Genomic DNA, 25,308 nt, shown 5'->3' on the forward strand with positions numbered 1-25,308 from the left:
TTTAAGGTACATTCCCGGACGAACGTATACTGGTGGCTTGGCGTCAGGCCGCGACCGCCGCGGTGCTGGCGAAACCTCCCCAGGAGCGGCAAGGCCGACCTGGCGCCGAAGCCATCCGACCGATGATCGAACGGCTCGCCATCCCGGCCCCGGTCAGGCACAGTTCCATCTACGACCCGGCCTGCGGGACCGGCGGCATCTTGTCTGTCGCCAACGAGCGCTCGGTCAACCGGATGGCCGGATCCAGCGGCGTTGCCCAGCAGGAATCGACCCATGCCTGAACTCGAAAGCATTACCGTCAAAGGCTTCAAGAGCATCGCTTCGGTCGAAAGCCTGAAGCTCGGGGCAATCAATGTCGTTGTCGGTCCGAACGGCTCGGGCAAGTCCAATTTCATCGGCGTGTTTTCGTTCCTCAATGCCATTCGCGCTGCCCGACTGCAGGATTACATCATCAAGGCGGGCGGTGCCGACAGAGTGCTGCATTTCGGCGCCATGCAGACTCGGAAGATCGGGATCAGGATCGTCTTCCGGAACGAGCGCAACCAGTGCGCCATCGACCTTGAACCGACCGATGGCGACGAACTCGTTCCGAGCCTTGAGGTAGTTCACTTTTGGGACAGGGCGAAGCAGTCGCAGCCCTATAGCGAGGTGATCGCGCGGGCCGGCAAGGAGGCCGGCATCGGGGCGCCGAAAGGCACCCGGGTGGCGGGTTACGTGCGCGACCACCTTGATCGCTGGCGTCTGTATCACTTCCAAGACACCGGTTCCACGTCACCCTGATTTGCTGCTTCCCCCGCGCTCGCGGGGATGGACCTGCTGCAGTGTGCAGCCTGCGATCGCGTCAACCGAAAGTCCTACCGCGAGCTTGTTGATCCAAGGCGCCGCGAGGCGGATGGCCGCGTCGAAGGCCTGTCTCCCCTTATCAGTCAGCATGACCAGCGAGGCTCGCCAATGATGCGGATTGGACGCGAGGCGAACCAAGCCCTTCATCTCCAGATCGTTGACGATGCGTTGGACGTTCTGTCGATTCCAGGGATCTTTGTGACAAGCAGCGGCACTCCTCCGCGCCGGGTTCACAGTCTGCGATCGATTGGTGCTGGTCTGCAATGACGCGAAGCCGATGGTGCGCCGCGCATCGGCCGTCTTCGGCCATGGAAACACGTTCGCGGACGCCGCAGCGCGACGGATCCCTCGATTGCCGCGGCTGCAGATCAGGCAAGGCCAAAGAGAGCCAGGAAGAAGTTCGCCCGGGCGCCGAATCCTGCCGTGCTCTGCACGTTCCAGATGTAAATCAGGCCGAAAAACGTCCACACGCCGGCAATCCTCAGCACGCGTCTCAGTCTGCCGGCCGCTGCCGGTCGCCCGCCTCGGCGCTGCTCGCGCCACATCGAGACAAAGATGCCCAGAGCCAGAAGGAAGCAGTAGAAGAACCGGGAGCGATGCCCATGAACTACGGCGACGATCTGGCCCTGGACCATCATCTCGTTCATCTTGATGATGTGATAGTACATGTTGCCAACGAACGCCGCTGCGAAGACGGCAGCCAACAGACGCAGAGTGGGCCAGTTGCGTAAACGGCTTCCCAGTTGGGCGAAGGTGGGCAGGAAGAAGAAATTGGCCATTACTTCCTTGAAATAGTAGTAATAGCGATTCCAGAACTCGACCACCGATTCCGCCAGCAGCGGCTTGTAGGTATTGCGGAAGACGTTGAAGCCGAACAGCCGAAGGATGGCGATCACCTTGAGGCCACTGATCGCATGCCGCAGCACCTGGTAGATCAGTTCGAGGTAGACGCTGAGCCAGGATATCCAGACAGCGCCGCCCGTCGAGTCCTGTTCGATCAGCTGCGACAAACGGGGAATCTCCACGATGTGACCTCCGAGCCGTGCCGTCAGGGCATTTCCCGGCCCGTAGAACAGACCCTCGAGAGCAGCGAGCGTGATGGTCCAAAGAACGGCGAGAACGAGGAGTTTGATGCCGGCGAGCTGCGAACGGGCGAGGTCCTTCTCGTTCATCGCCTCGCACCGCGAGAGATAGGTAAAACCCTTCCCGTAGGGCGTGTTGGAGCCGCCGTAGATGGGCCAGATGGTCAGAAAGTGATCGGCGAACCGCGTGCCGGTCATCCGTCCGTACTGCCCGGCGAACAGCAGGTAGCCCAAACGCCAGATCAGGAAGGGGAACATCAGGAGTACGGCAGCGAGTACCTCGCGCCACAGGCCACTCGTCGGGGTGGTGGCCCACAGGATCAGCAGACCAACCCAATAGGACGAATGCAGGGTGAGCTGTGGATGCCGTCTCACGAGCAGCGGCAGGGATGCGAACGCGGTGGCGGCGCGATGACAAAGCCAGACGACCGCAAGCAGCGCGACGAGCGCAGCCGCCAAAGCGATTCCATCGCCCGCAACGGGGTATTCCTCCAGCCTGAACTGCTGCAGAGGCTTCCTGAAGAACACCCAGAGTGCGCCGAGAGAGAGGATTGTCCGACGTCTGCGAGGTGTCAGCCATCGCAGCGAGCCGCCCATGTGCTCCTCCCACCAGGCCAGGACCTTCTCGTTCTCGTGGAACTGCCGCAGCTGGCTGATCTGCATCAGGAACTCTCAAGAAACAAGATCGCAAGCATTTGCCTTTTATGGAACGCCGTCGGCGCGATCGGCGGCCTTGGGATGCTCAGAAGAAGATGGACGGTTGGCAAGCGGTCATCCGGGTGATCGGTTCGCTCCGGCGACATCCCCGGTAGCGGCAGCCAGCGGTCGGAGCCTGTTGGGCGGGTGGCAGAATGCAGGGCACTGCACGGGAAGAAGCCGAGGATGGACCGCCGGCGGTCGCGTGGCTGTCAGAGCCAGCCTGCGGAGGGAAGCGCGCGCCGGTACGTGGTGGCGATTGCGGAGCACGCCAGCGGCCGATACCCGGGCAGGAGCCAATCCTACGGACGTGCATCCCGTCTCGCCAGATTCTCCGTCAGGATCTGCGTGCAGTCCTTGACCCCGATCCGGCTGCCGGCGAGGGTGCCGTCACGCGCCTTGAGATCGAGCATGGCATCTTCGATGGCTGCCTGGGCCGCGAACAGGCAGGGTGTGCTGTAAATCACCAGCGAAACCCCGGCATCGTGAAGTTCGTCCTGGGTGCAGGGTGGCGACTTCCCGCCAGCGATCTGATTGAAGCAGAAAGGCCGGTCGACCACTCGTGATAGTTCGCGAACAACCTCGAGGCTGGTCAGCCCATCAACCAGCACGGCATCCGCGCCGGCCGCGGCAAAGGCTTCGACGCGCTGCCGAATCTCATCCAGCTCTCCCACATCCGTACGCGCGATGACCAGCATGTCGCGTCTTGTCGCCAGGACGGCGCGCAGCTTGGCCAGGTATTCATCGAGAGGCATGATCTGCTTGCCCTCGAAATGCCCACAGCGGCGAGGCCTCTTCTGGTCTTCGAGCACGACCCCCGAGGCGCCAACAGCTTCGAGTACCGACACGACGTGGCAGGCCACCTCGGGGTCGCAGTAGCCGTCATCGATGTCGACCAGCAGGTTGTGCGTCGGCAGCACGGTACGCAAGCGCTGCACGTAGGCGACGATGTCGGTCCAAGTGATGAAGCCGATGTCGGGCAGTCCGTAGTTGCTGGCCGCAAAGCCAAATCCGCTGACGAACAGGCTGTCGAAGTGGCGGCCGGCCAGGGCGGCGGAGAAGACATCGTAAACCCCGATGAAGGGTAGGATGTGGCTGTTCGCGATCGACTCCCGCAGACGAACTCCCGGCGAAGAGGTCGTGCGCAATGCTTGTGTATTCACGGGTTGGCCTTGTCGATCAGGTCAACGATGCTGGCCATCGTCGAGAGCCGTTCAGGGTCGAAACCGCCGGCGGAAATGTCGATTCCGTATGTCTTCTCGAGATAGAGGACGATCTGCACGATTGCCAGCGAATCGAGCAGGCCGGAGGCGAACAGGTTGTCATGGACGCCGACGCTCTCGATCGGTTTGTTGGGCTTCTGGATCGTGCGCAGGTAAACGATGAGATCCTGCAGACGCTGCTCGCTATCGCCGCTCATCCGCTCATCTCCCCGGCAAGGACATGCGCCAGATCGAGCGGCGTCAGCCCGGCGCAGGCCGCCTTGACGGCGTCGCGATTGATCTTGCCGCGGGAGGTGCGGGGGATTTCGTCCACAAGCCACCAGCGCATCGGCATCTTGTGCTCGGCGAGTTGCGACCTCATCCAACTGTGCAGGGCCTGGATCGTCGCGCTTTCCGAATTGGTCAGGACGACCGCCATCCCGACTGCCTGCCCGTAGACCTCGTCATCCAGTGCGAAGGTGCAGACATCGCTCGCCCCTTCGAAACGTTCGACGACCGTATCCACGTCAGAGGGGTAGATCTTCATTCCGCCCCTGTTGATCTCGTCCCGCTCACGGCCTCGCAACACCAGCCTGCCGTGTTCATCGAGAAAGCCGATGTCGCCAGTCAGGAACCAGCCGTCGCGAACGGCCAGGGCTGTCAGGTCGTCACGCTGGAAGTAGCCTTTCATCAGTGCCGGAGTATTGAGCCAGACAAAACCCGATTCCCCGGGCAGGCATTCGTCTTCCGGAACGAGCGGCCGCGTCGTGTCGGCGGTGTGCAGCACCTTGATGATCGCGCCCCAACCTGCGCCGATCAGACCGTCTTCGGCAGCGCAATCGGCATTGCCAAGGCCCGCGACCCAACTGCCGGTCTCGGTGATCCCGTAGGAATTGCAGACCTGGCGCGTACCCGTCCAGGCACGGATTTCCTCCCATGCGTGTGCCGACAGCGGGGCCGAGCCACAATGGACACGTTGCAGGGTCCCTGCCTGCGGCGGCTTGGACAGTCTGGTCGCCAGCTTCCAGACCGCAGGCACCGACGACAGAAAGGTGATCCGGTGGTCATCGATCATCTGACCGAGCCGGATGATGATCTCCGGGCGGAAGGGCGGGGTGACGAACAGATCCATGCCGGAAAGCCACGGGAACAGGCAATTGCAGATCAGGCCGTGGCCAAAGTGCGTCGGCAGCAGGCAGAGCGTGCGGGCGAAAGGGGCAACGCCGAGGTGGTCGCGCAGCCCCATCCAGCGCGCGCGCAACGAGCGATGGGTGTGGACGACCCCCTTCGGTGCTCCCGTCGAGCCGGAGGTGAACAGAATCAGCGCGTCATCGTCGAGCTGGCTGAAGCCGGCGGTCGCCTCCTCGTCACCTGCCTGTGTCGTCTCCACAACAGGCACGCCCGCGTCAGCCAGCGCCTCGGCGACAGCCGCTTCGGTCAGGTGATCGACGACAGCCAATCTGGGAAGTGCCGCCGAAACCAGGGTCCGGATCTCGAATGCCGTCAGGCGCGAGTCGATCGGTACCGCGCAGGCCCCCAACTTCCAGATTGCCAGCAACTCGGCAAAAAACTCGAGGCTATTCCCGAATGGCAGGAAGACCCGGTCTCCTCGGGACAATCCACAGCGTGTGAAGCGGGCAACCCGTCGCGCCACTTGGCGAGCAATCTCGGACTGGCTCCATGCCCGCCCACTGACTGGCTCCGCCAGGTTTCCCACACCCAGATCCAAGAACATTTCGCTCGCTCCTTCGCGCCAATGCGGCGATCGTTACCGTCAGGACAAACGGAGAGTCGTCCCGCCTGCGTCGGGACTGCGGTGCGCCACCACTGTCTGCGGACAAAGCGAGGCAAGGATGGCAGCAGATGCCAGGCCATCCGCGACAGGCAGCTGGCCGGGCCGTACAAGGCACTCCAGAGGGATGACCGGCGGCGACGTGCAACGTCTCGGTGCCCCTCCATTCAGTGTCGTTCCCTTGATGCGCATGGCGTATGGTAGCGTTTCCACGGTCTTGCCGCAATCGTCAGCAGGAGGCCCGCTGATCTCGCCGGCTCGCCACGCACCAGGCCAATGCCGTGATTCGGCCGCTGGACGAGAGGACCTCCGCGGTCACGGGGTCATGGCGCTGCGTCAAGCCGCCTGGCTTTCCGTCTGGCCAGTTGCTTTTGATGGGCAGTTCTTCCGGGCATGATCGACATGCGGAGCGGAGGTCGTCGTCTCCTGCCTCCACCGAGTGAGCCTGCCAGGAACAAGGGGCGCCGGCAGCGTGCGGCCCGCTGGAGAATTGGCGCGGTTGCTTCCATAATGCCGGCTTGTCCGCGCCTGCCTTTCCCTTCGCAGGCCACGACGGAGTGACCCATCGCCGTACCGCCAGCCAGGCTGGCAGGAGCCCATTCGTTCGTGGAGTGAAGCGTCCATGGTAGCGATCCGTTCCCGGTTCCGGGAACTGAAACAACTGCTGGCCCGCTTTGCGCCGCGCCTTGCCGCGACGTTCGCCGCCGCCGTCGAGGGCGTCCGCCATCCCACACGGCGAGGAGTCGTCCGCAAGCCGACGCTGACGCGGAATGCAGATGGCTTGTAAACCCTTGTCGAATCCGTCTACTCTCGTCTCGTGGGCGACCGAAATGATGGTGACGAAGGGGGCAAGCCTGATGTGCTGCTTGAAGGAAGTGGAGGATCCACGCAAACCGAGCCACCGAACGCTGAATGACTTCGCAGAGATGCTGGTGAACGCGATGGCAACGGCGCCGTCCGATTGTGACACCATTGAAGACATCGCGGACTGGGGACGAACGAAGGAGCCGAGGTTGCGCAAGTCCCTGGTGCTGAACAACGGCATCCCCTCCGAGGAGACGCTTCTGCGGATCTTCCGAGCGCTGAACCCAAAGCAGTTCGCGGTCGCATTCCGCCGCTGGGTGGTCGGGGTCGTTGGCGCTCTGAGAGGCGGTGTTGCGGTCGACGGCAAGACGGTGCGCGGTTCGGGCAGCGGCGGTGAGACGGCGATTTACATGGTCAGTGCCTTCGCGACCGAGTTGGGCATCGTGCTGGGGCAGGAAAAGGTGGCCAGCAAGAGCAATCAGATCACGGCGATCCCGGAACTGCTCAAGGCGCTGTATCTCAACGGGTTGCTGGTCTCCATCGATGCCATGGGACGCCCGAAGAGCATTGCCCGCCAGACCACGGATCAAGGGGGGACTACCTGCTGCCGGTCAAAGGCAACCAGCCGACGCTGCATGAGGACTCGATACCGATTTCATTGACCAGTCTGGTTGCGACACAGTGGAACATCACGGGCTCGCCTGCAAGTCCCGTGGTCGAATCGTCGGACACGTTGCCTCGGTTCTGCCGGCGCACGGTATCGTTGATCTGACTGATTGGCCCAAGTGCCGGACGATCGGCTTGGTCGACTCCCTGCGCCAGGTCGGCAACAACGAATCCAGCTTCGAGCGGCGCCACTGCATCAGCTCTGGCGAACTGACCGCCGAGCAACAGGCTGCGTCCGTCCGAAGCCACTGCCCCCTTCTTCGAGAGTCGCGAGATCAAGCACGTCGAGGCGGCGCTGGGGCTGACGCCGGCCGAGCGAGCGGTGCTGCTGTCGGATGGCTACCACGCCTATGCCCACTACGCGGCGAAGACCGGGATCACCCATGCCCAATGCTGGGCGGATACCCGTCGTGGCTTCTTCGAGGCGCAGGCCGCCGAACCGGCAGCCGGAGCCGAGGCGCTGGCGCTGATCGGCGAGTTGTATCAGGTCGAGGAAGACATCCGCCAGGCCGGGCTGGGTGGCGAGTGCAGGAAGGATCATCGGCTGGCGCATGCCAAGCCGGTCGTCGAGCGCTTCTTCGCCTGGATCGATGAACGGTTCGCGGCGCAGGGTCTGCTGTCGAGCAATCCGCTGACCAAGGCGCTGGCCTATGCCCGCGACCGCCGCTTTGGACTGGAAGTGTTTCTTACCGACCCGGACGTGCCGATCGATACGAATCATCTCGAGCGGGCCCTGCGCGTGATTCCGATGGGTCGCCGCAACTGGATGTTCTGCTGGACCGAACTCGGTGCCCGGCACGTCGGCATCCTGCAAAGCCTGATCGTCACCTGTCGGCTGCACGACATCAACCCGTATGACTATCTGGTCGATGTCCTGCAACGCGTCGGACAGCACCCGGCCGACCGCGTCCACGAACGCACGCCCCGCTGCTGGAAGGTACTCTTCGCCGCCAACCCGCTGCGCTCTCCCTTGTACCGCCAGGCTCCATAGGCGCGGCGAACGCCGCAGGGCTACCGGTTACACCTATAATGCGCCTTCCGAGGAGATGTCACCTCGTCGTCCCACCGGAGGGGTCATGGTGCTCACCGCAGTCGTTGTACACATGCCGGCGAAGTTCGGCGACGCTGGCCGCCGCTGGCAAAGAAACCACAGGCAGGAGGTGGCTCGCGGGCTACTCGCCGGCGCGTGTCTTCTGCTGGCGATGCCGGCACTGGCGGCGGATGCTGCCGATGCGCCAGTTGCCGCCGCTGGCGTCACTGACACTCCCGGCGGGGGCGCGCCGGAATCTAGGGCGAGTGATCGCTTCTATTTCCAGACGAGTCTATACACGGCGCATTTTCATCCCGACGACGAGCACAACGACTCGCAGAAGCTGCTCTATGCGGAATGGCGGTTGCCGCAGAGGTGGCTGGAGGGGCAAATCTTTGTCGGCGGGTCATACTTCGACAATTCTTTCAATCAGTCATCCCAGTTCGTCTTTGCCGGCCTGCTCTGGCGACCCATCGACTCGCTGCAGCAACTTTACCTCAAGGTTGCCGCGGGTGTCGTGCACGGCTACAAAGGGGAGTATCAGGACAAGATTCCCTTCAACGGTTCCGGCTACGCGCCGGCCATCATTCCGGCGGTTGGCTATTGCTACCAGCGGCTGTGCAGCGAGCTCGTGCTGATCGGCGCCGCGGGAGCCATGTTGACGCTCGGGGTGACCCTGCCATGACGGCGAAGCTGCCGTCTGCTTTGGCTTCTGGTTGTGGCGCTGGCCCGACGAGTTCTGCGATCGGCTGCGATGCGGGTGAGCGACCCGTGGGTGTGCCAATTGGAGCAGGTACCGGCGATGATGCGCAGGCGGTACCCGGGAGTTCGCAGCGCAGGATCACCACCCGCTGATCTCGTCCCCGAGCTGAAGCCGCTCGGCGCGGTCGCTGCGCGTCCTCGGGGAAGAGCCACGTCGTGACCGCGCGCACCGGGAGAGCCAATTCGCCCTCTGCCGTTCGGGGCCGGCAGAGAAGCGTCGGCATGGCACCGGCCAGCGGCGTTTTCGGCGACCGGTAGGTGACCGGTAACCCTGCGGCGTTCGTCCTGCCTATGGAGCCTGCCGGTGCAAGGGAGAGCGCAGCGGGTTGGCGGCGAAGAGCGCTTTCCAGCAGCGGGGCGTGCGTTCGTGGACGCGGTCGGCCGGGTGCTGTCCGACGCGTTGCAGGACATCGACCAGATAGTCATACGGGTTGATGTCGTGCAGCCGACAGGTGACGATCAGGCTTTGCAGGATGCCGACGTGCCGGGCACCGAGTTCGGTCCAGCAGAACATCCAGTTGCGGCGACCCATCGGAATCACGCGCAGGGCCCGCTCGAGATGATTCGTATCGACCGGCACGTCCGGGTCGGTGAGAAACACTTTGAACTTCCCCCGCGCTCGCGGGGATGGAGTCGTGCTGCGGGGTAACCTGCTTCCGATTTTGTCCTGCCGCGCCTCGACCCGTCATTCGCCGGCTGCCGGTCGCACACCGGATTTGCCCGCAGGAGCGCGGCTCCATCCGCATGCCGGCCAGCGAAACGCACCGGCAAGCCAAAGACATTTGGACTATCATGGTTGAGCATCCTGTTCCTGGATGATGGCGGATCGCCCTCTCCTTTGGCGGAGTGAGTCGTGAGCAGCAGCGGCAGCAAAATGAAGCGCCAGCAAGCCGGCCCGCGTGCGTCGTGGTCTGGCGACGCCTTGATCGGCCGGCTGAGCCGCTTGTTGCGCCGACTCCGGCGGCGGGCCCGGCCGGCGGACCGGCAGCCGGCGCCGCCAGCGCAGAGTCGTGAGGGCCTCGTCTTCGAGGCCCTCGAGCCGCGGATGCTGCTGTCGGCGGACTTGGCTGTCGTTGACGCGGCTGGCCTGAGCAGCTACTTCGATGCGGTGCAGACGCGCCTCGACAGCGATGTGTTCACCGCGCCGATACCGCTGATCGGCACGCAGCTGGCCACGATCGAGTCCGGCGACATCGCCGGCCGTATCGCCGCCGCGCTGCGCAACTTCTCCCTCCCGACGCCGCCAGGCGAACGGGTGACGCCCGAGGCCGTCAAGGACGCCCTCGCGGCTTCACTCGGCGACCTGATCGAGGACGCCCGGATCGACGTCGCGACGAACGCGGACCAGAGTCACTACGAGTTTTCGCTGACACTCGCCGGCAGTGCGGACGAGCGCATCGATCTCGACCTCGCGCTTGGTGAGGATCCGCTGATCGCGGCACGACTCGGCACTCACGACGAGGTGGACCTGGGCTTCGACTGGCGCTTCAAGCTCGTCTTCGGAGTCGACGAGGACGCGCAGGGCCGCTCGTCGTTCTACATCGATTCGACGTCGGCGAACGAACTGCAACTCGAGAATGTCGTTGCCCTCCTCGACGGCGGCGACGATGGCGTACTCGCTGCCAAGGGGACGGCGGGCATCTTCGGCGCGCTGATCCGGCGCGACGAGGGCGATCCGGGCGCGGCCGGCGGCCCCGTGGCGCCGCTGCCGAGCCGCTTCAGCGGCAGATTCGACATCGATGTCGCCGGTGGTGGCGCCGACCGGCGGCTGACGCTGACCGAGATCCCGGCACTCGTCGTCGACGCCGCCGTCACCGGCGCCGCCGACATCCACCTCGATGTCGACGCCGCGATGGTGCCCGACTTCGCCGTCGTCACCGAATCCGACCGGGTCTTCAACCTCGCCGTCGAGGCCGATGTCCACATCGCGCAGGTCTTCACCGCCGCCGACACGGCGGGCGATTCGTTCGGCAATCCGATCGCCATCGACTATGAGAGCGTTCGGCTGGACCTCGGGACCTTCTTCTCCGAGTTCTTCGACCCGACGGTCAAGGCGATCCAGACGGCGCTGAAGCCACTGAAACCGATCGTCGACTTCCTCACCTTCCCGATCCCCGTGCTCAGCGACATCGGCCAGGCCGTCGGCTACGGCTCGATCACCCCGATCGACCTCGGCATCACCGCCACCTACCTCGACCCCAGCCTGACGCAGCAGCAGAAGGACTCGCAACTCGCCCGCCTGGTCGCCGCGAAGCAGGTGCTCGGCGTCGTCGATGTCTTCCTCGACCTGAAGCCGATCGGCGAGGGGCTGCCGCAGACGGTCGACCTCGGCGACTTCGGCATGCAGCTGACGCAGTCCGGCCGTGCCGATGATGATCCGGCGGATGTCGAGCGCAAGATCGAGCTGACGAAGGAGAACCCCTATCCCGATGCCCTCAGGAAGGTCCAGGACGGCAACCAGACCTTCGACAATGTCTTCTCCGACATCAACGGCAACCTCTCGTTTCCGTTCCTGAACGACCCGACGGCCGTGCTCGGCATGCTGCAGGGCAAGACCACGGCGTCGCTGGTCGAGGTTGGCTTCGAATTCAACCTCGGCTATACGTTCAAGAAACAGTTCCCGATCCCGGCACTCCCGATTCTCGAGGTCGAGCTCGCGCTGACCTTCCAGGCGGCGCTCGACCTCGACGTCGGCTACGACCTGTTCGGCGCCAACCTGCTGACCCGCAGCCTCGATTTTTCGAGCGACGCGGCGCTGCAGCAGAGCGTGCGCGACAACGTGCATCGCCTGGCCGACGGTCTCTACTTCGACGACCACATCGGCGCCGATCCGAACGACCTGAGCGCCGGCACACCGCCGGAGCACGTCCCCGACGGTGATCACGATTTCGACCAGCCCGAGCTCAAGCTGTCGGCCCAGATGACCGCCGGCGCGGCGATCGGGCCCGACCTCTACGTCGCCGAGTTTCAGGCCGGAGTGCGCGCGTTCTTCGACACCCAGGTCTGGATCGACCTCAACGACCTGCCCGAACCGCAGTCCCCGGCACAGTTCGATTACATCCATGGCATGCTCGAGGGCAGCTACCTCCCCGAGGTGCCGACATCACCCTTCACCTACGACGGACGTGTCCGCCTCAACGAGCTGGCACTCGCCCACGAGGCCAACCCGGTGGGTGTCACCAACCAGTCAGGCGCGCTGTATGCGGGGCTCGAGGCCTTCGTCTTCATGGCGGTCGGCTTCTGGCCGTTCAAGATCGTCCTGGTCGACGAAACCTGGACGCTGGTGCAGGCCAACATCTACGACTTCAACGTCTACCAGTTGAGTGACGCCGAGGTGCTCGCCGGAGTACGGGTGAACCCGCCCGTGCTCGGTGAACTGGGTGGCGATGGCACCCTGAACCTCTTCATGGGTGACACCGCCCAGCGGCGGGTCAACACCGACGTCAATCGCGCCGGTACCGACAGCGTCATCGACGAGGGTTTCAGCATCCGGTCGAACGGCCTGACGGACGCCTCCGATCCCGCCGGTGGCGAGACGATCGTCGTCAAGTTCCTGGTGCCCGATGGATCCGGCAATCGGGTCGAGCGTGCGCAGCAAACCTTCCGCGGCGTCAAGCGCATCGTCGGCCACGGCGGCAGCGGCGACGACTCGATCGTCGTCGACCGGACGGTGGGCTCGCCGGTCGAGTTGCGCGGTGATGCCGGCAACGACGAACTGTCCAGCGCCGGTAGCGGCGCCGCCACACTGCACGGCGGCAGCGGCAACGACCGGCTCATCGGCGGCGCGAGCGACGACCTGCTCGACGGTGGCGACGGCGACGACCGCTTGAGTGGCGGGGCCGGCCGCGACACGCTGCGCGGTGGCGCCGGCGACGACCGGCTTGCCGGCGGCAGTGGCGACGACGAGCTCGGCGGCGGCAGCGGCAGCGACACCTACGACTGGAGCCCCGGCCAGGGCAGCGACATCCTCTCCGAAGCGCCCGACCCGGCCGCCAGCGACGCGCTCACCGTCAGCGGCACGGTGCGCAGCGACGTGCTGGCGATCGACAAGGTCGCCGACGGCAGCGGCTGGACACCACGCCTGCAGGTTGGCGACGGCAGCACACCGAGCGAGACGCTGCGACTCGGCGACATCGAGCGTCTGTCGGTCAACGCCGGCCGCGGCTCCGACCTCGTGACCGTCGGCGACATCGACGGCACCGGCCTGACGCTGCTGGCGATCGACCTCAAGGCAGCCGACGAGCCGGTCAGCAGCCTCGACAGCGACCGTGTCGTCTTCGCCGGCACGGCCGGCGACGACACGCTGAGCGTCGAGGGCGTGTTTGCCAGCTTCGACCGCACCGATCTCGGCGCCGATCCGACCGGCGGCACGAGCGTCGAGATTTCCCGGCCGATCATCCAGTTGCGCGACCAGTCGGCCGGTCGCGACAGCCGCTTCTTCGTCATCAACAGCCGGCCGGCGCGCGACACGCTGCTCTTCGACGGTCTCGGCGGCAACGACACGCTGACGCTCGCCCCCGGCAGCGCCGGCATCGACGCCTCGGAGCTGATCGGCGTGACGCTCGCGGGCGGCACCGGCGACGACACGCTCACCACGGTCTACGACAACGCCCTGCTCGACGGTGGCGACGGAACCGACAGCCTGCGCATCACGAGTGACGGCAAGCTGATCGACGGCGTGACCACCCTGCAGCTCTTCGCGGACGAACTGCTGGTCGCGCGCCAGGCCGCTACCGGCGGCGCGATCGACGACCGCCTGCGCCTGGCCGATGTCGAGTCGCTCCGGCTCGAACTCGGCTCCGATTTCGGCGGCAACTCGCTCAGCGTCGGCAGCACGATCGCCGGGCCGGTGGCGATCATCGCCGGCGCACGGCCAGACACGATCGCTCTGCAGGGCCTGGCGGGCCCGACGACGGTCCAGTTCGCCGGCGACCATGACAGCGTGACCATCGGCAAGGATGGCACGCTGGCCGGCATCGCCGCGAGCATCGAGGTTCTCGGCAGCGACGGCAGCGACCAGCGGCTGCTCGTCGACGCCAGCGCCGAGGTCGCCGATGCAGTCGTGACCGTCGCCGCAGGGGCGATCAGCGGGCTTGGCAGTGGCGGAGCGATCCGCTGTGACGCGGCTGTCGACACCGTCGGGCTGCGCCTCGGCCGCGGCAACGACCGCGTCGAGGCACCCGCGCTGTCGCGGCGCGTGCTGGTCGACAGCGGGGCTGGCGACGATCTCGTCGTCGCCAGCCTCGACGGGACGCCGCCCGGTACGGCCGGCGGACCGAGCCTGGTGACGACGGCGGCCGAAGTCGTCATCTTCGAGAACACCGGCAACATCGCCGCCACCGACTGGCAGCTCGCCGACGACACGCTGCGCGCGGGCGCGCCGGGGGCTGATGCTCCGCTGCTGCTGCAGACGATCGGCGCCAGGCGAATCGAGCTCGCGCTCGGCGATGGAGCCGACACGCTGCGTGTCGGCGCGCTGTGGATCCCGGCGACGGTCGACCTGCGTGGCGGCGCCGACCTCGTGACGGTCGGCGACTCGCGGCCTGCCGACGCCGCCCTGCGCCGCGACCTGACCGACATCTCGGCGACGCTGCAACTGCAGGGCGGCAGTGGCGACGACGCGCTGACGATCGACGACACCGCCCATCTGGCCGCAGCCGAGCCCGGTGTCGTCGATATCGGTCGGATCCGCGGCTTTGGCATGGGCGCCGCAGGCGGGATCGATTTCGCTGGCTTCGAATCGCTCGCGCTGACGCTGGGCAACGGCGCCGACGAGCTGACGCTGGTCGACACCGCGATCGCGACGACGCTGCGCACCGATGCGACGACAGGTGGCCGCGCTGACCGGGTACTCGTGCGCAGCGCCACAGCCGGCGCGACGATCGACCTCGGTGGCGGTGACGACGAGATCACGGTCCTGGCCGGTACGACACTGACGATCGGCGCCGGCGAAGGCCTCGACACCGTCAGCTTCGACGTCAACGGCGCCGCGGCGGCGATCACCGGCGCCGTCCTCGGCGGTAGCGGCGACAGCGGGCAGCTCAGCGGCCTCGGCCCGGTGATCGATGCCGCCTTCGTCGGCTTCGACGCAGCCCGGCTGCGCTTCGGCAGCAGCAGCGACGGACTGCTCATCGATGCCACGCTCGACGCCATCGCCGTGACAGCCGACATGGGCGGTGGTGATGACCAGGTGACGATTCGCCGTATTGGATCGGCGACGCAGGTACTCGGCGACAGCGGGCAGGATCGGGTCGTCCTCGATATCGCCGGTGCACCCGAAGCGCCGGTTCATGCCGGCCTGATCGACCAACTGGATCTCGCCGGCGTCGAGACCCTCGAGGTCGACAACCACGGCCATGACGACCCCGTCGACTGGCAGCTCATCGACGGCAGGCTGCTCGGCAATGGCGCGCCGATCGCCTACGCCGACGCCGCCGGCCAGCTGCTGTTGCGTGCCGGTAGCGGTGCGTCCGACCTGCTGACGGTGGCGACGAGCAGCAACCCGGTCGACGCCACCATCGACGGCGACCGCATCGAGGTGGTTGCCGAACCGGTGCTGCTCGTGCGCGACGGCGTCGCCAGCGACCTGCGCGGACTGCGCAACGTGATCGATTTCGACGCACTGGCCGCCGGCGCGGCGAGCTACCGCGAAGACGGCTTCGTCGTCACTGCGGCTGCCGGCAGTGTGCTCGCGCGCGAACCTGCCGGCAGCCCGAGCCCGGCGCTGCTGGTCGGCAGCGCCAGCCTGCGCAGCGAACTCGCCGGCGGGAAGTTCAGCGTCGACCGCATCGACCTGTCGGCGCTGACCGCCGGCATGCGGACGGTCCGCTTCACCGGCTACGACGAGAACGACCAGCCGGTCGCCGTACCCGTCGTCGTCACCGTCGACCCGGCTGCCGGCACCGCCAGCCGCACGGTATCGTTCGACCCGGCCGGCTTCGGCAGCCTGGCGCGCCTCGACTGGGTAGCCGACGGCGCCGTGCTGATCGACAACCTCGCCCTCGGCGCCGAACTGATCGCGCGCGGCGAGCCGCTGGCGTCCATCCCGCAATCGATTCTGCTCGCCAACGGCGGTGGCGTCGTCACGATCGACACGACGAATGCGACGATCAATGGCCGCCCCTCCGGCGCGTCGCTCGACGCCACCGGGCAGACGAATCCGGTCTTCGCAACAGTGCTGCTCAACGACGTGCGCCAGTTCCGCTTCGACGGCGACCTGGTGATTCCGGCGAGCACGACGATCGACGTCGTCGGCGACTTCGGCCTGTCGCTGTGGGCGACGAACGACGTCCTCGTCGGCGACGGGGTGGTCCTGGATGCGTCGGCCGGCGGCGGGTTCCGGCCCGAGGGCTCGCTCGCGGCCTTCGACAATGAGAACGTGGCCGGAATCTGGACCCTGCAGGTCCAGGACGACGCCTACCGTGACGCCGGCTGGCTGAACGACTGGGCGCTGACGATCACGCTGAGCACCGGCGAAGTCTTCACGCAGCGTGGCGGCGGCGGCACCATTCCCGATCGGCCACTGATCGGCTCGTCCGGGGTATTGAACTCGTCGGTCGCCCTGGGCAACCTCGGCACGGTCAAGGACGTGAACGTGACCGTCGACATCAGCCATCCGCTGACGCGCGACCTCGACGTCTACCTGATCCATGGCAGCAGGACGGTCGAGCTGTTCACCGACATCGATCGCCCCGGCAGCCACTTCTTCAGCGACACGGTGCTCGACGACGAGGGAGCGCTGTCGGTGACGCAGACGACGATTTCGTCGATGCTCGTCGGCCCCGTGGCCGGTCCGGGCGGCGGCGGCGGCGGCGGCGCTGGTAACGGTGGCAATGGTGGCGCCGGCGGCGGCGGCGGCGGCGCTGGTAACGGTGGCAATGGTGGCGCCGGCGGCGACGGCGGCAGCGGTGGCGCCGGGGGTTCCGGCGGCATCGGTGGGGGCAGCTACTACTCCGGGACGATCGAGTGGGGTGAGGCCGGCGATTGGGGTGCGCACGGAACCAACGGAACGCGCGGCAGCGGTGGCAGCTACGGCACACCGGGGTGGACCGGCGCGCCAGGAGTGAATGCAGCCGGGAGTTCCGGGATCGGCGGCAGCGGCGGTGCCGGCGGCAGCCCGAGCGGGCTGGGGCTGGGAAGCGACGACGACGGCCGCTACGGCAGCAGCGGTGCTCCCGGAAGCGGCAATGGCGGCGACGGCGGGGCAGGCGGCGACGGTGGCAGCGGACTGGCCGGCGAGAGCGTGCCCGGCAACCCGGGCAGCGCCGGCTGCGGCGGCTTGGCAGGCAGCAACACGGGATCGGAGGCACTGATCTCGGGTGGTGGTGGTGGCGGTGGCGGCGGCGGTGGCGGAGCAGGCTCCGGTGGCAGTGGTGGTGGCGGCGGCTCCAGTGGTGGCGGTGGTGGCGGCGGCGGCGAAGGCTACAACGCCTTTCTCGGTGACGAGGTGCATGGCGGTCGCGGTGGAGATGGTGGCGACGGCGGTCGCGGGGGTGACGGCGGCGACGGCGGCGACGGCGGCGCCGGCGGAGCGGGCGGTGGTGGTGGCGGAGCCGTCGAAGTCGTCGCCCGTGGCCACATCGTCATCGGCACCGCGTCGCGCCTGCAGGCCCAGGGGGCTTCCGGCCAAGCAGCGACAAACCAGGGCTACAACGCCGGCATCAACGAAGGGCGCGATGCCTTGCTCAACAGTGGCCAGAACGCGGGGCGCAACGACTACATCCACAGCGGCCGCGAGTCGAGCTGGTTCTTCGGCACCTGGTACGGTGGGCTCGGCGGCGGCGGCGGCGCTGGTGGCAGTGGCGGCTCGGGCGGCCTCGGCGGCAGCGGCGGCTCGGGCGCGGCAGGCGCCGCGGGTGCCGGCGGCACGATCAAGCTCTCCGGCTCTGTCCTCACCTCGGACGGTGCGTTCACGGTCGACACTTCCGGCGGCGCCGGCGGCACGGCCAGTGGCGAGAGCGGCCGCTACCTGCTCGAGTACAACGCCGTCAGCCTGAACGCAGCGCTCGTCGGCACGGCGCTCGAGACCTTCGCACCGGTGCGGCAGCAGCGCGCCAATCCTTTCCTGGCGGGTACGCAGGCGACGCCGCTGATCGCCGGGCTGCGCGGCGGTGCCGAAGCCTACGGACTGCTGAACGGTGTCACGGCGGCCGATTTTGCCGCACTGACCGCCGCCGCGCCGGACCATGCCGTCGCCGCCGTCGTCCGCCTCGATCGCGGACCGGCCGGCTACGACGACGAGTACGACGGCTTCGACATGCTGCTGTTCATCAACCTCGGCGACGACGAACTGCGCACGCCGATGCTCGGCGTCGCAGCGGCCGGCTCAGCCGCGTCCTTTGTCAAGGATCTGCGCGTCAACGGTCTCGGGCCCGATGTGCGGCTCGGCGTGCTCAACGGCCACGAGGTGTGGGCGACCTTGATCCCCGATACTGCGATCGAGGTCAATGCGACGGTCGGTGGCCCGATCGGCAGCGTCCATGGCCTGCAGCAGTGCAGCCTGGTCGACGATCAGGTGGAATACATCTCGCTGCAGCCGGCTGCACCGACGATTGCCGGCCTGAACGCGCTGGCGGTCGCCGGTGACCAGATCTACGCCGTCAACCCGCAGCAGGACGCACTGCTGGTCGTCAACTCGGCGGATTTCAGCGTCCGCCAGCACATCACCGACGGCGTCGACGGTGCGACGACGCTGGGTGGCGCGAGCGCCGTCGCCGGCAGTGCGGATGGAGCGAACGTCTACGTCGCCAGCCGCGGCGACCAGACGGTCTCGGTCTTCGCGCGCGACGCGAATGGCAATCTGAGCTTCGTCGAAGCGCTCGCCCCCGCTGCCGGCCAGTCGGTCTTCGACCACATCGCGCTGCGGCCGGTCGGCGCCGACCAGTTGGTCGTCGCCGGCCCGGACGGCATCGTGCAATACCTGCGCCAGACCGCGGGACCGGATGCCGGCCGGTTGAGCCCCGGTGACAGCGCACCGCTCGGCGGCACGACCGACCTCGCCTACAGCAGCGACGGCGAGTTTCTCTACGTCGCAGGCCACGACGAGCTGCGCCTGCTCGCCGCGAGCGACCTGTCGGAGCCCGGCGGGCAGACCGGCATCACCGCCGCCCGCGTGCTCACCGTCGCCGCCAGCAGCGACGGGCTGCACGAGCAGGTCTATGTCGCCGGCGCGGACGGCCGCCTGCAGGTGTTCGAGCGCGCCTTCGGCAGCCCGGCACTGACGCTGGTGCAGAAGCTGGAGGAGAACGTGGCCGGCGTCCGCGGCCTGGCCGGCGCTGCCGACCTGCTGCCCGGCGCCGACGGAACGCGGCTCTACGTGCTGAGCAGCGGCCGCGCCAGCAACACGCTGACGACCTTCGTCCGCGACCCCGTGACCGGGATGCTGCAGTTCGCCCAGATCCTGCGCAGCGGGCCGGGGCTGGCCTCACCGGCCGCGCTGGCGCGGGCCGACGACGGCACCGTCTACGTCGCCTCCGAACACGGCTTCGGCACCGGCAACGGCGGCCTCGCCAGGTTCGTGCCGGTCGCCGCTGCGGCCCTCGATGCGGGGCACTTCACCGTCCACTTCGCGGGGATCGAGGGCCTGACGCTCGCCACCGGCGCTCACGACGATGCGATCCACCAGATCGATCCGGCGGCGGTCGCGGCGCTCGCGATCGACACCGGCGACGGTTTCGACGCGGTCGACCTGCTCAACCTCGGCAGCGCGACGACTGTCGCCAGCGGCAGCGGCGACGACCGCATCAGTGTGCGCTCCGACACCGCCGGCACGCTGACGCTGACCGTCGACGCCGGCGAGGGCGACGACCAGGTCGTGGTGCGTGAGCTGGCCGACGGCAACGCCTTCACGCTGCAGCTCGGCGACGGTGACGATACGGTGCAGATCGCCGGCGAAAGACTCCCGGCAGCGGCGACGATCACGCTCGACGGCGGGTCCGCCGCCGACACGCTGCTGTTCAGTACCGGCGGCGGCGCCATCGATCCGCCGACCCCGCTGACGCCCGACGGGTCGATCCGGGTCGACGCGGCGGGCTTCGGCACGCTCTCCTATGTCGCGGTCGAGGCGATTCCCGGCTTCCAGCGGTCGGCAGCGGACGCCGGCGGACCGTACGCGATCGTCGAAGGCGGCACCCTCACCCTGGCAGGCAGCACCTCGGCGGCGACCGGCACGAGCATCGTCGGCGAACGCTGGGATCTCAACGGTGACGGCCTGTTCGACGACGCGTCGGGCACATCGCCGACGCTGACCTGGGGCGCGCTGCAGGCGCTGGGCCTCGGCGACGACGGCAGCTGCGAGATCACGCTCGAGGTGACCGACAGCGCCGGCCATGTGACCACCGATGCCGCGCGCCTGACGATCGTGAATGTGCCGCCGGCACTGACGGTGGCAGCCGGTGAGACGACCGCGACCGCCGAACTCGGCCTGCCCTTCACGCTCGCCTTCTCAGCCAGCGACCCGGGCGATGACCGGATCGCTGGCTGGTCGGTCGACTGGGGCGACGGCTCGAGGACCGCGCTGCTGCCGAGCGACACCAGGCAGGCAAGCCATGTCTATCTCGTGCCGGGCCGCTTCACGCCGATCGTCGTCACATCCGATGAGGACGGCGGCGGCGCATTCGGCGATCCACCGGCGACACCGGGCTATGCCGCGGCCGGTCCGGAAGTGACGGTGCGCCCGGGCGCGCCGGCGATCGGCAGCGTCGGCACGGCGGTGCCGCTGCAGATCGTCGAGGGCCAGGGGGTCACGCTGCGCGCTGCGGTCGCCGGCAACCCGACGAACGTGCGCTGGGATCTCGACGGCGACGGCGTCTTCGGCGACGAAGCCAGACATGGGCGGCCGGTCGGCGGCGACCTGCTGCTCGGCGCTGCCGACCTGGCGGCCCTCGGCCTCGACGACGGCCCCGCCAGCCATCCGATCGCTGCAGAGGTCGTCTATGGTGACGGCAGCGGCGGACCCGGCATCGACACGATGACCGGCAGCGTGCTGCTGACGGTACTGAACGCCGCACCGACCGCGCGGCTGGGCAACTCGACGCAGGCGCCTGCTGCGGCCATCGACGAGGGCGGCACGGCGAGCGTCCACTTCAGCGACGTGGACGATCCGTCGGCAACCGACCGGGCTGCCGGCTACACCGTCGCCTTTGACTTCGACGACGACGGCCAGCTCGATACCCCCTTGATGCCGCTGGCGCCGGCCGGAATCGAGGTGCCGGCCAGCTACCTGAACGATGCCGGTGTGCACGCCGTGCGTGCCGTCGTCTTCGACAAGGACGGTGCCTCATTCGAAGCGTGGACCGGCGTGCGCGTGAACGAGGTCGCGCCGACGCTGACGCTGGACGGCGCCGCCGTCACCAGCGAAGGCCAGCCCTACCGCCTGACGCTGGCCGCCAGCGACCCGGGCAGCGACACCATCCGCCGCTGGACGATCGACTGGGGCGACGGCATGCAGGAAGTCGTCGACGCGCCGACCGCCGACCGGACGCACGTCTTCGCCGACGACGGGGCGCTGACGATCAGCGTCACGGCGCAGGACGAGGACGGGATCCATCGGGCGAGCAAGCCGGTCACAGTCGCCAACGTGGCGCCCGCACTGATCGTTTCGGGTCCGACGACGGTTGACGAGGGTGCCGTGTTCGCGCTCACGCTCGCCGCCAGCGACCCCGGCGCCGATACGCTGCTCGGCTGGCAGATCGACTGGGGCGATGGCAACACCGAGACGCTGCGCGGCAACGCCAGGACCGCTGCGCACCGCTACGCCGACGACAGCGGCGGCACGGCGCTGCAGGTCGTCGCCACGGCGACCGACGAGGATGGCGCCTGCGACGTTGCGCACAGCCTGACCGTGCGCAACGTGGCACCCAGGACCACGCTCGGCGGCGTCGGCACCGCGGCCGGGCTGCTCGCCGGTCCACCGCCAGCCGCGACGGCAGTGGCGGTCAACGAGGGCGCCAACTTCGTGTTGCGCATCGCGCCGCCGGACGACCCGGGCGACGACACCGTCACCGCCTACCGCATCGACTGGGGTGACGGCTCGGCGGTACAGACCGTCAGCGCCCCGCCGGCGTCCGCCAGCGGCCTCGTGCCCACACTCGGCGTCACGCACGCCTACGACGACGGCGCTTCCCTGCGCCGCATCACCGTCACGCTCAGCGACGAGGATGGCAGCTTCGACAATGCGACGACCCTCGACGTCGACGTGCGCAACGTGGCGCCGCTGGCGCAACTCGGCAACTCGACACAGGGCGCCAGCGGGCCGGTCGCGCCGGGCGGCACGGCGACGGTGAGCTTCACGGCAGCCAGTGACGCGTCGGCGGCGGACGAAGCCGCCGGCTTCACTTACGCCTACGATTTCGACGACGACGGCGACTTCGAGATCAGCGGCACGACCGCGGCGACTGTCGACGTGCCGCCGGCACTGCTCGGCACGGCGGGCATCCTGACCGTGCGCGGGGTCGTCACCGACAAGGATGGTGGCGCCTCCGAGTTCTTCTCGGGCGTGCGGGTGCTGCCAGCGATCGAAACATTGCTGGCATTCGACGACGGCGCCAGCGTGGCCGAAGATGGCCAGGTGACGATCGACGTCCTCGCCAACGATGCGAACCCGGCCGGCAGCCAGTTCGACATCGAATTGCTCGCTGTACCGGGGCACGGCAGCGTCACGATCGAAACCGACGGGAGCATCACCTACCGGCCGTTCGCCGACTGGTCCGGCAGCGACAGCTTCAGCTACGGCCTCTACAACGCGAGCGCGACGAGCAACGTCGCGACCGTCCGCGTCACCGTGACGCCGGTGAACGATGCGCCGGTACTCGACACGATCGGGTCGCAGCGGGTCGACGAAGGCAGCCTGCTGCACCTCGTCGCCACCGCCAGCGACGTCGACGGCGACTCGAACCAGCTGCGTTACAGCCTCGACGCCGGCGCGCCGGCCGGGGCCGCCATCGACCCCGTGACCGGTCTGTTCACGTGGATACCATCGGCAGCCGACGGCCCCGGTAGCTTCACCCTGACGCTGCGGGTGACGGACGACGGCCAGCCGCCACTCGAAGACATCGAGACCTTCACGATCACGGTCGCCGACGTCGTGCCCGTGACGCTGCAACTGCTGGCGCTGACACCGACGGACAGCGGCTTCGACCTGCTCTTCAACCGGGCGCTCGACGCGTCGGCGCTCAACCTGTACGACGCCGCGGCAGCGGGCCACGGTCCGGCCGATCTGGTGCTGCGGGGTGCGGCGAGTGGCGTCGTCAGGGGGTCGATGGCGATCGACCCGGCCGGCGGCGTGCTTCGCTTCGTCGCCACCGGTGGCCCACTGGCCGCCGATACCTACAGCGTGACGCTGCGCAGCGGCGCCGATGCCTTCAAGGACGTGCAGGGTGCGCCGCTCGACGGCAATGGCGATGGTACGCCCGGTGACGACGCCTCGCGGCAATTCAGCATCGCTGCTTCGGCCGGCCGGACGCTGGGCCTGCCCGACTTCGCTCGGGGACCGGCGCAGCCGGTAGACGTGCCGGCAACGCGGAGTGGCCTGCCGATCACGCTTTCCGAAGGCAGCGGCGTCGATACGGTTGAATTCGACCTCGATTACGACCCGACGCTGCTCGTGATCGACGGCGTGCGGCGCGGTGCCGGCCTGAACGGTGGCGCGGTGCTCGACGTCACCGGCGCGGCTGGCCGTCTGCACGTGCGGATCACCGCTGCCGCGCTTGCCGCCGGTCCGGCGCAGTTGCTCTCGCTGGCAGCCCATGTTCCCGCGACGGCCCCCCATGCCGCCAGCCATGTCATCGACCTGCTCAACCTGAGGCTGAACGGCGGTGCCCTGGCGGCTCGCGCCGACGACGCGTTCGCCGTCGTGGCCTGTTTCGGCGACACCAACGGCGACGGCGCGATCAGCAACGCCGACGTGAGCACGCTCAGCAGGGTGGTGGTCGGTCGCGACAGCGGGCTGGCTGCCTACCGCAATGTCGACGCGCGGCTGGTCGGTGACGTCACCGGCGACGGTCTGATCAACGTGCTCGACACGGCACGCATTCTGTCCGAGGCGAAGTGGATTCAGGGTGGCGCAGCCACGCTCGATCGTCCGGAGATCCCGGCGATCCCGGCGATACCCACCACCTTCGCGGCGCCGCTCGTCGTCGACGAGCCCGCCGCCTCGGTCAAGCCGGGCGGCGCGCAGGTGCTGCAGTCGCGGCAGGCCGAGTTCAGCGCACCGGCGACCGGTTCTCCGGTGCAGCCCCTGCAGCCTCCTCTGCCGAGCGCAGGCGACCCCGGAACCATCCCCGAACCGGTGGCGAAGGACGACGCCGGCGGCGGCGGTGCGACGACCGCTGCCGCCACGCAGGGCACGGCGGCCGCGGCGGCGGCACCCGCCAGCAGCGACTGGCTGCGCGGCTTCCTGAGCGCTCCGGCAGCGCAGGGCATCGCCGTCACGCTGCCGACAGCCGCAGCCGCGCCGGCACCGCCCCAGCCTGCCCCGCTGGCGGCCAGCCGCCCATACTGGGACGGCCTTGGCGTTGCGCCGCAGATGGCCGCGCCACGGGCGCCGGGCCGTTCCGCGAACTGGGTCGCTGCCTTCGTGACCAACCTCGCGAGGCCCGTCGAGGCGTCCCCCAACGCATCACTGCGGATCACGTTGCTGTGAGAGCGGCCTTGCCCCCCGCCCGCGTCGCTCGCACGGCGGGCTTCCATCGACTTTCCAGGAACCCCAACCCATGAACCCTCGCACGATTCTTGCTCCGCTGGCGGCCGCCGTAGCCGTTGGCCTTTCGCCACCCGCCGCGGCCGGCTACGCCCTCTCGCTGCACGCCACGCCATCCAGCGGGACAGTAGGCGGGCAAGTGGTCGTCGATGTCAATCTCACGCTTGACGGCCGCGATACCCTGCTGGGAATGGACTTCGTGTTGAACTATGCCCCGGACGTGCTGCAATACCTCGGTAGCGCGGACGGTTCGCTGACCCCACGGTGGGGGGCCTGGGCACTGCCCTTCGGAAGCCCCGCAGGCTGGATCAGAGCGACCTTCCTCGACCCGACCTTCAGCGGACTCGACAGCACCGCGGGTCCGCTCGCAGGCAGCATCGCCAGTCTGACTTTCGCGCTCCATGCACCGGGAATCAGTACCCTGACCCTGTCCGATATCGTTCTCGCCGACACCCAGGGCGACCAGCAGTCACCGAGTGGGACGCCAGGCAGCGCCCGCGTCGAAGTGCTGCCAGGCAGCAGCATCCCCTCGCCCGGCTCGCTGCCCCTGGTCGGGCTTGCTCTGGCACTGCTGTGCGTGCCCCGCCGCGGAGGAGGAGCCGCTCGTCGCGCCGGCTGAGAACGGAGGGGAGCCGCATTGCCGCGGCGGCGGTAGCCGAGATCTGCGGTCCGGCGAATCCGCAACAGCGAGCGGACCCAACCCCATGGCAGCCAATTCCGGGTTCGGGCCCTGA

At 67.9% G+C, this 25,308-nt stretch carries 10 protein-coding genes and 3 pseudogenes; 7 read left to right on the top strand and 6 right to left on the bottom strand.

Translation table 11 applies throughout. From position 1 onward, the window contains the following. Positions 1 to 122: 122 nt before the first annotated feature. Complete coding sequence (locus NFW30_RS08130; RefSeq protein WP_295355037.1) at positions 123 to 281, top strand: hypothetical protein; 159 nt, start codon at positions 123 to 125, stop codon at positions 279 to 281. Continuing rightward, complete coding sequence (locus NFW30_RS08135; RefSeq protein WP_295355040.1) at positions 274 to 780, top strand: AAA family ATPase; 507 nt, start codon at positions 274 to 276, stop codon at positions 778 to 780. Before NFW30_RS08130 ends, NFW30_RS08135 begins: the two co-directional genes overlap by 8 nt. On the opposite strand, the gene NFW30_RS08140 is transcribed toward NFW30_RS08135, so the two are convergent. From NFW30_RS08140 to NFW30_RS08160, 5 genes are all read right to left on the bottom strand, one after another. Then, the gene (locus NFW30_RS08140) at positions 772 to 1,161 is read right to left on the bottom strand and encodes a MarR family winged helix-turn-helix transcriptional regulator (protein WP_295355042.1); all 390 of its coding nucleotides are present in this window, start codon (positions 1,159 to 1,161) and stop codon (positions 772 to 774) included. The genes NFW30_RS08135 and NFW30_RS08140 overlap by 9 nt on opposite strands. A 50-nt stretch (positions 1,162 to 1,211) precedes the next feature. After that, on the bottom strand, positions 1,212 to 2,522 hold the full coding sequence (locus NFW30_RS08145) for a hypothetical protein (RefSeq protein WP_295355045.1): 1,311 nt from the start codon (positions 2,520 to 2,522) through the stop codon (positions 1,212 to 1,214). 401 nt (positions 2,523 to 2,923) lie between these two features. Beyond that, entirely contained in the window at positions 2,924 to 3,739 is an 816-nt protein-coding gene (locus NFW30_RS08150) for an isocitrate lyase/PEP mutase family protein (protein ID WP_295355170.1), read from the bottom strand. 41 nt (positions 3,740 to 3,780) lie between these two features. After that, positions 3,781 to 4,041, bottom strand: coding sequence for a phosphopantetheine-binding protein (locus tag NFW30_RS08155; RefSeq protein ID WP_287463987.1), 261 nt, complete (start codon positions 4,039 to 4,041; stop codon positions 3,781 to 3,783). Continuing rightward, positions 4,038 to 5,558 (bottom strand): class I adenylate-forming enzyme family protein, encoded by a 1,521-nt coding sequence (locus NFW30_RS08160; RefSeq protein ID WP_295355051.1) that lies wholly within the window; start codon positions 5,556 to 5,558, stop codon positions 4,038 to 4,040. The genes NFW30_RS08155 and NFW30_RS08160 overlap by 4 nt, the downstream gene beginning before the upstream one ends. 914 nt (positions 5,559 to 6,472) lie before the next feature. Between NFW30_RS08160 and NFW30_RS08165 the strand changes: the two are divergent. From NFW30_RS08165 to NFW30_RS08175, 3 genes and pseudogenes are all read left to right on the top strand, one after another. Further along, positions 6,473 to 7,334, top strand: a pseudogene (locus tag NFW30_RS08165) (ISAs1 family transposase); the annotation flags it as partial. A 7-nt stretch (positions 7,335 to 7,341) separates the two neighbouring features. Next, positions 7,342 to 8,076, top strand: a pseudogene (locus NFW30_RS08170) (IS66 family transposase); the annotation flags it as partial. Positions 8,077 to 8,161: 85 nt separating this feature from the next. Next, positions 8,162 to 8,800, top strand: a complete 639-nt coding sequence (locus NFW30_RS08175) for a sn-glycerol-3-phosphate transporter (RefSeq protein WP_295355053.1) — start codon at positions 8,162 to 8,164, stop codon at positions 8,798 to 8,800. 366 nt (positions 8,801 to 9,166) lie between these two features. Here NFW30_RS08175 and NFW30_RS08180 read toward each other — a convergent pair. Beyond that, positions 9,167 to 9,481, bottom strand: a pseudogene (locus NFW30_RS08180) (transposase domain-containing protein); the annotation flags it as partial. Between the two features lie 270 nt (positions 9,482 to 9,751). Here NFW30_RS08180 and NFW30_RS08185 point away from each other — a divergent pair. Continuing rightward, positions 9,752 to 24,517: a PKD domain-containing protein gene (locus NFW30_RS08185; protein ID WP_295355056.1), complete on the top strand. Its 14,766-nt coding sequence runs from the start codon at positions 9,752 to 9,754 to the stop codon at positions 24,515 to 24,517. Positions 24,518 to 24,587: 70 nt separating this feature from the next. Further along, positions 24,588 to 25,193 carry a cohesin domain-containing protein gene (locus NFW30_RS08190; RefSeq protein WP_295355059.1) on the top strand — a complete coding sequence of 202 codons (606 nt, stop codon included), beginning with the start codon at positions 24,588 to 24,590 and terminating at the stop codon, positions 25,191 to 25,193. The last annotated feature ends 115 nt before the right edge of the window (positions 25,194 to 25,308 follow it).

The organism is Accumulibacter sp., from assembly GCF_023806635.1.
Classification (GTDB): domain Bacteria; phylum Pseudomonadota; class Gammaproteobacteria; order Burkholderiales; family Rhodocyclaceae; genus Accumulibacter.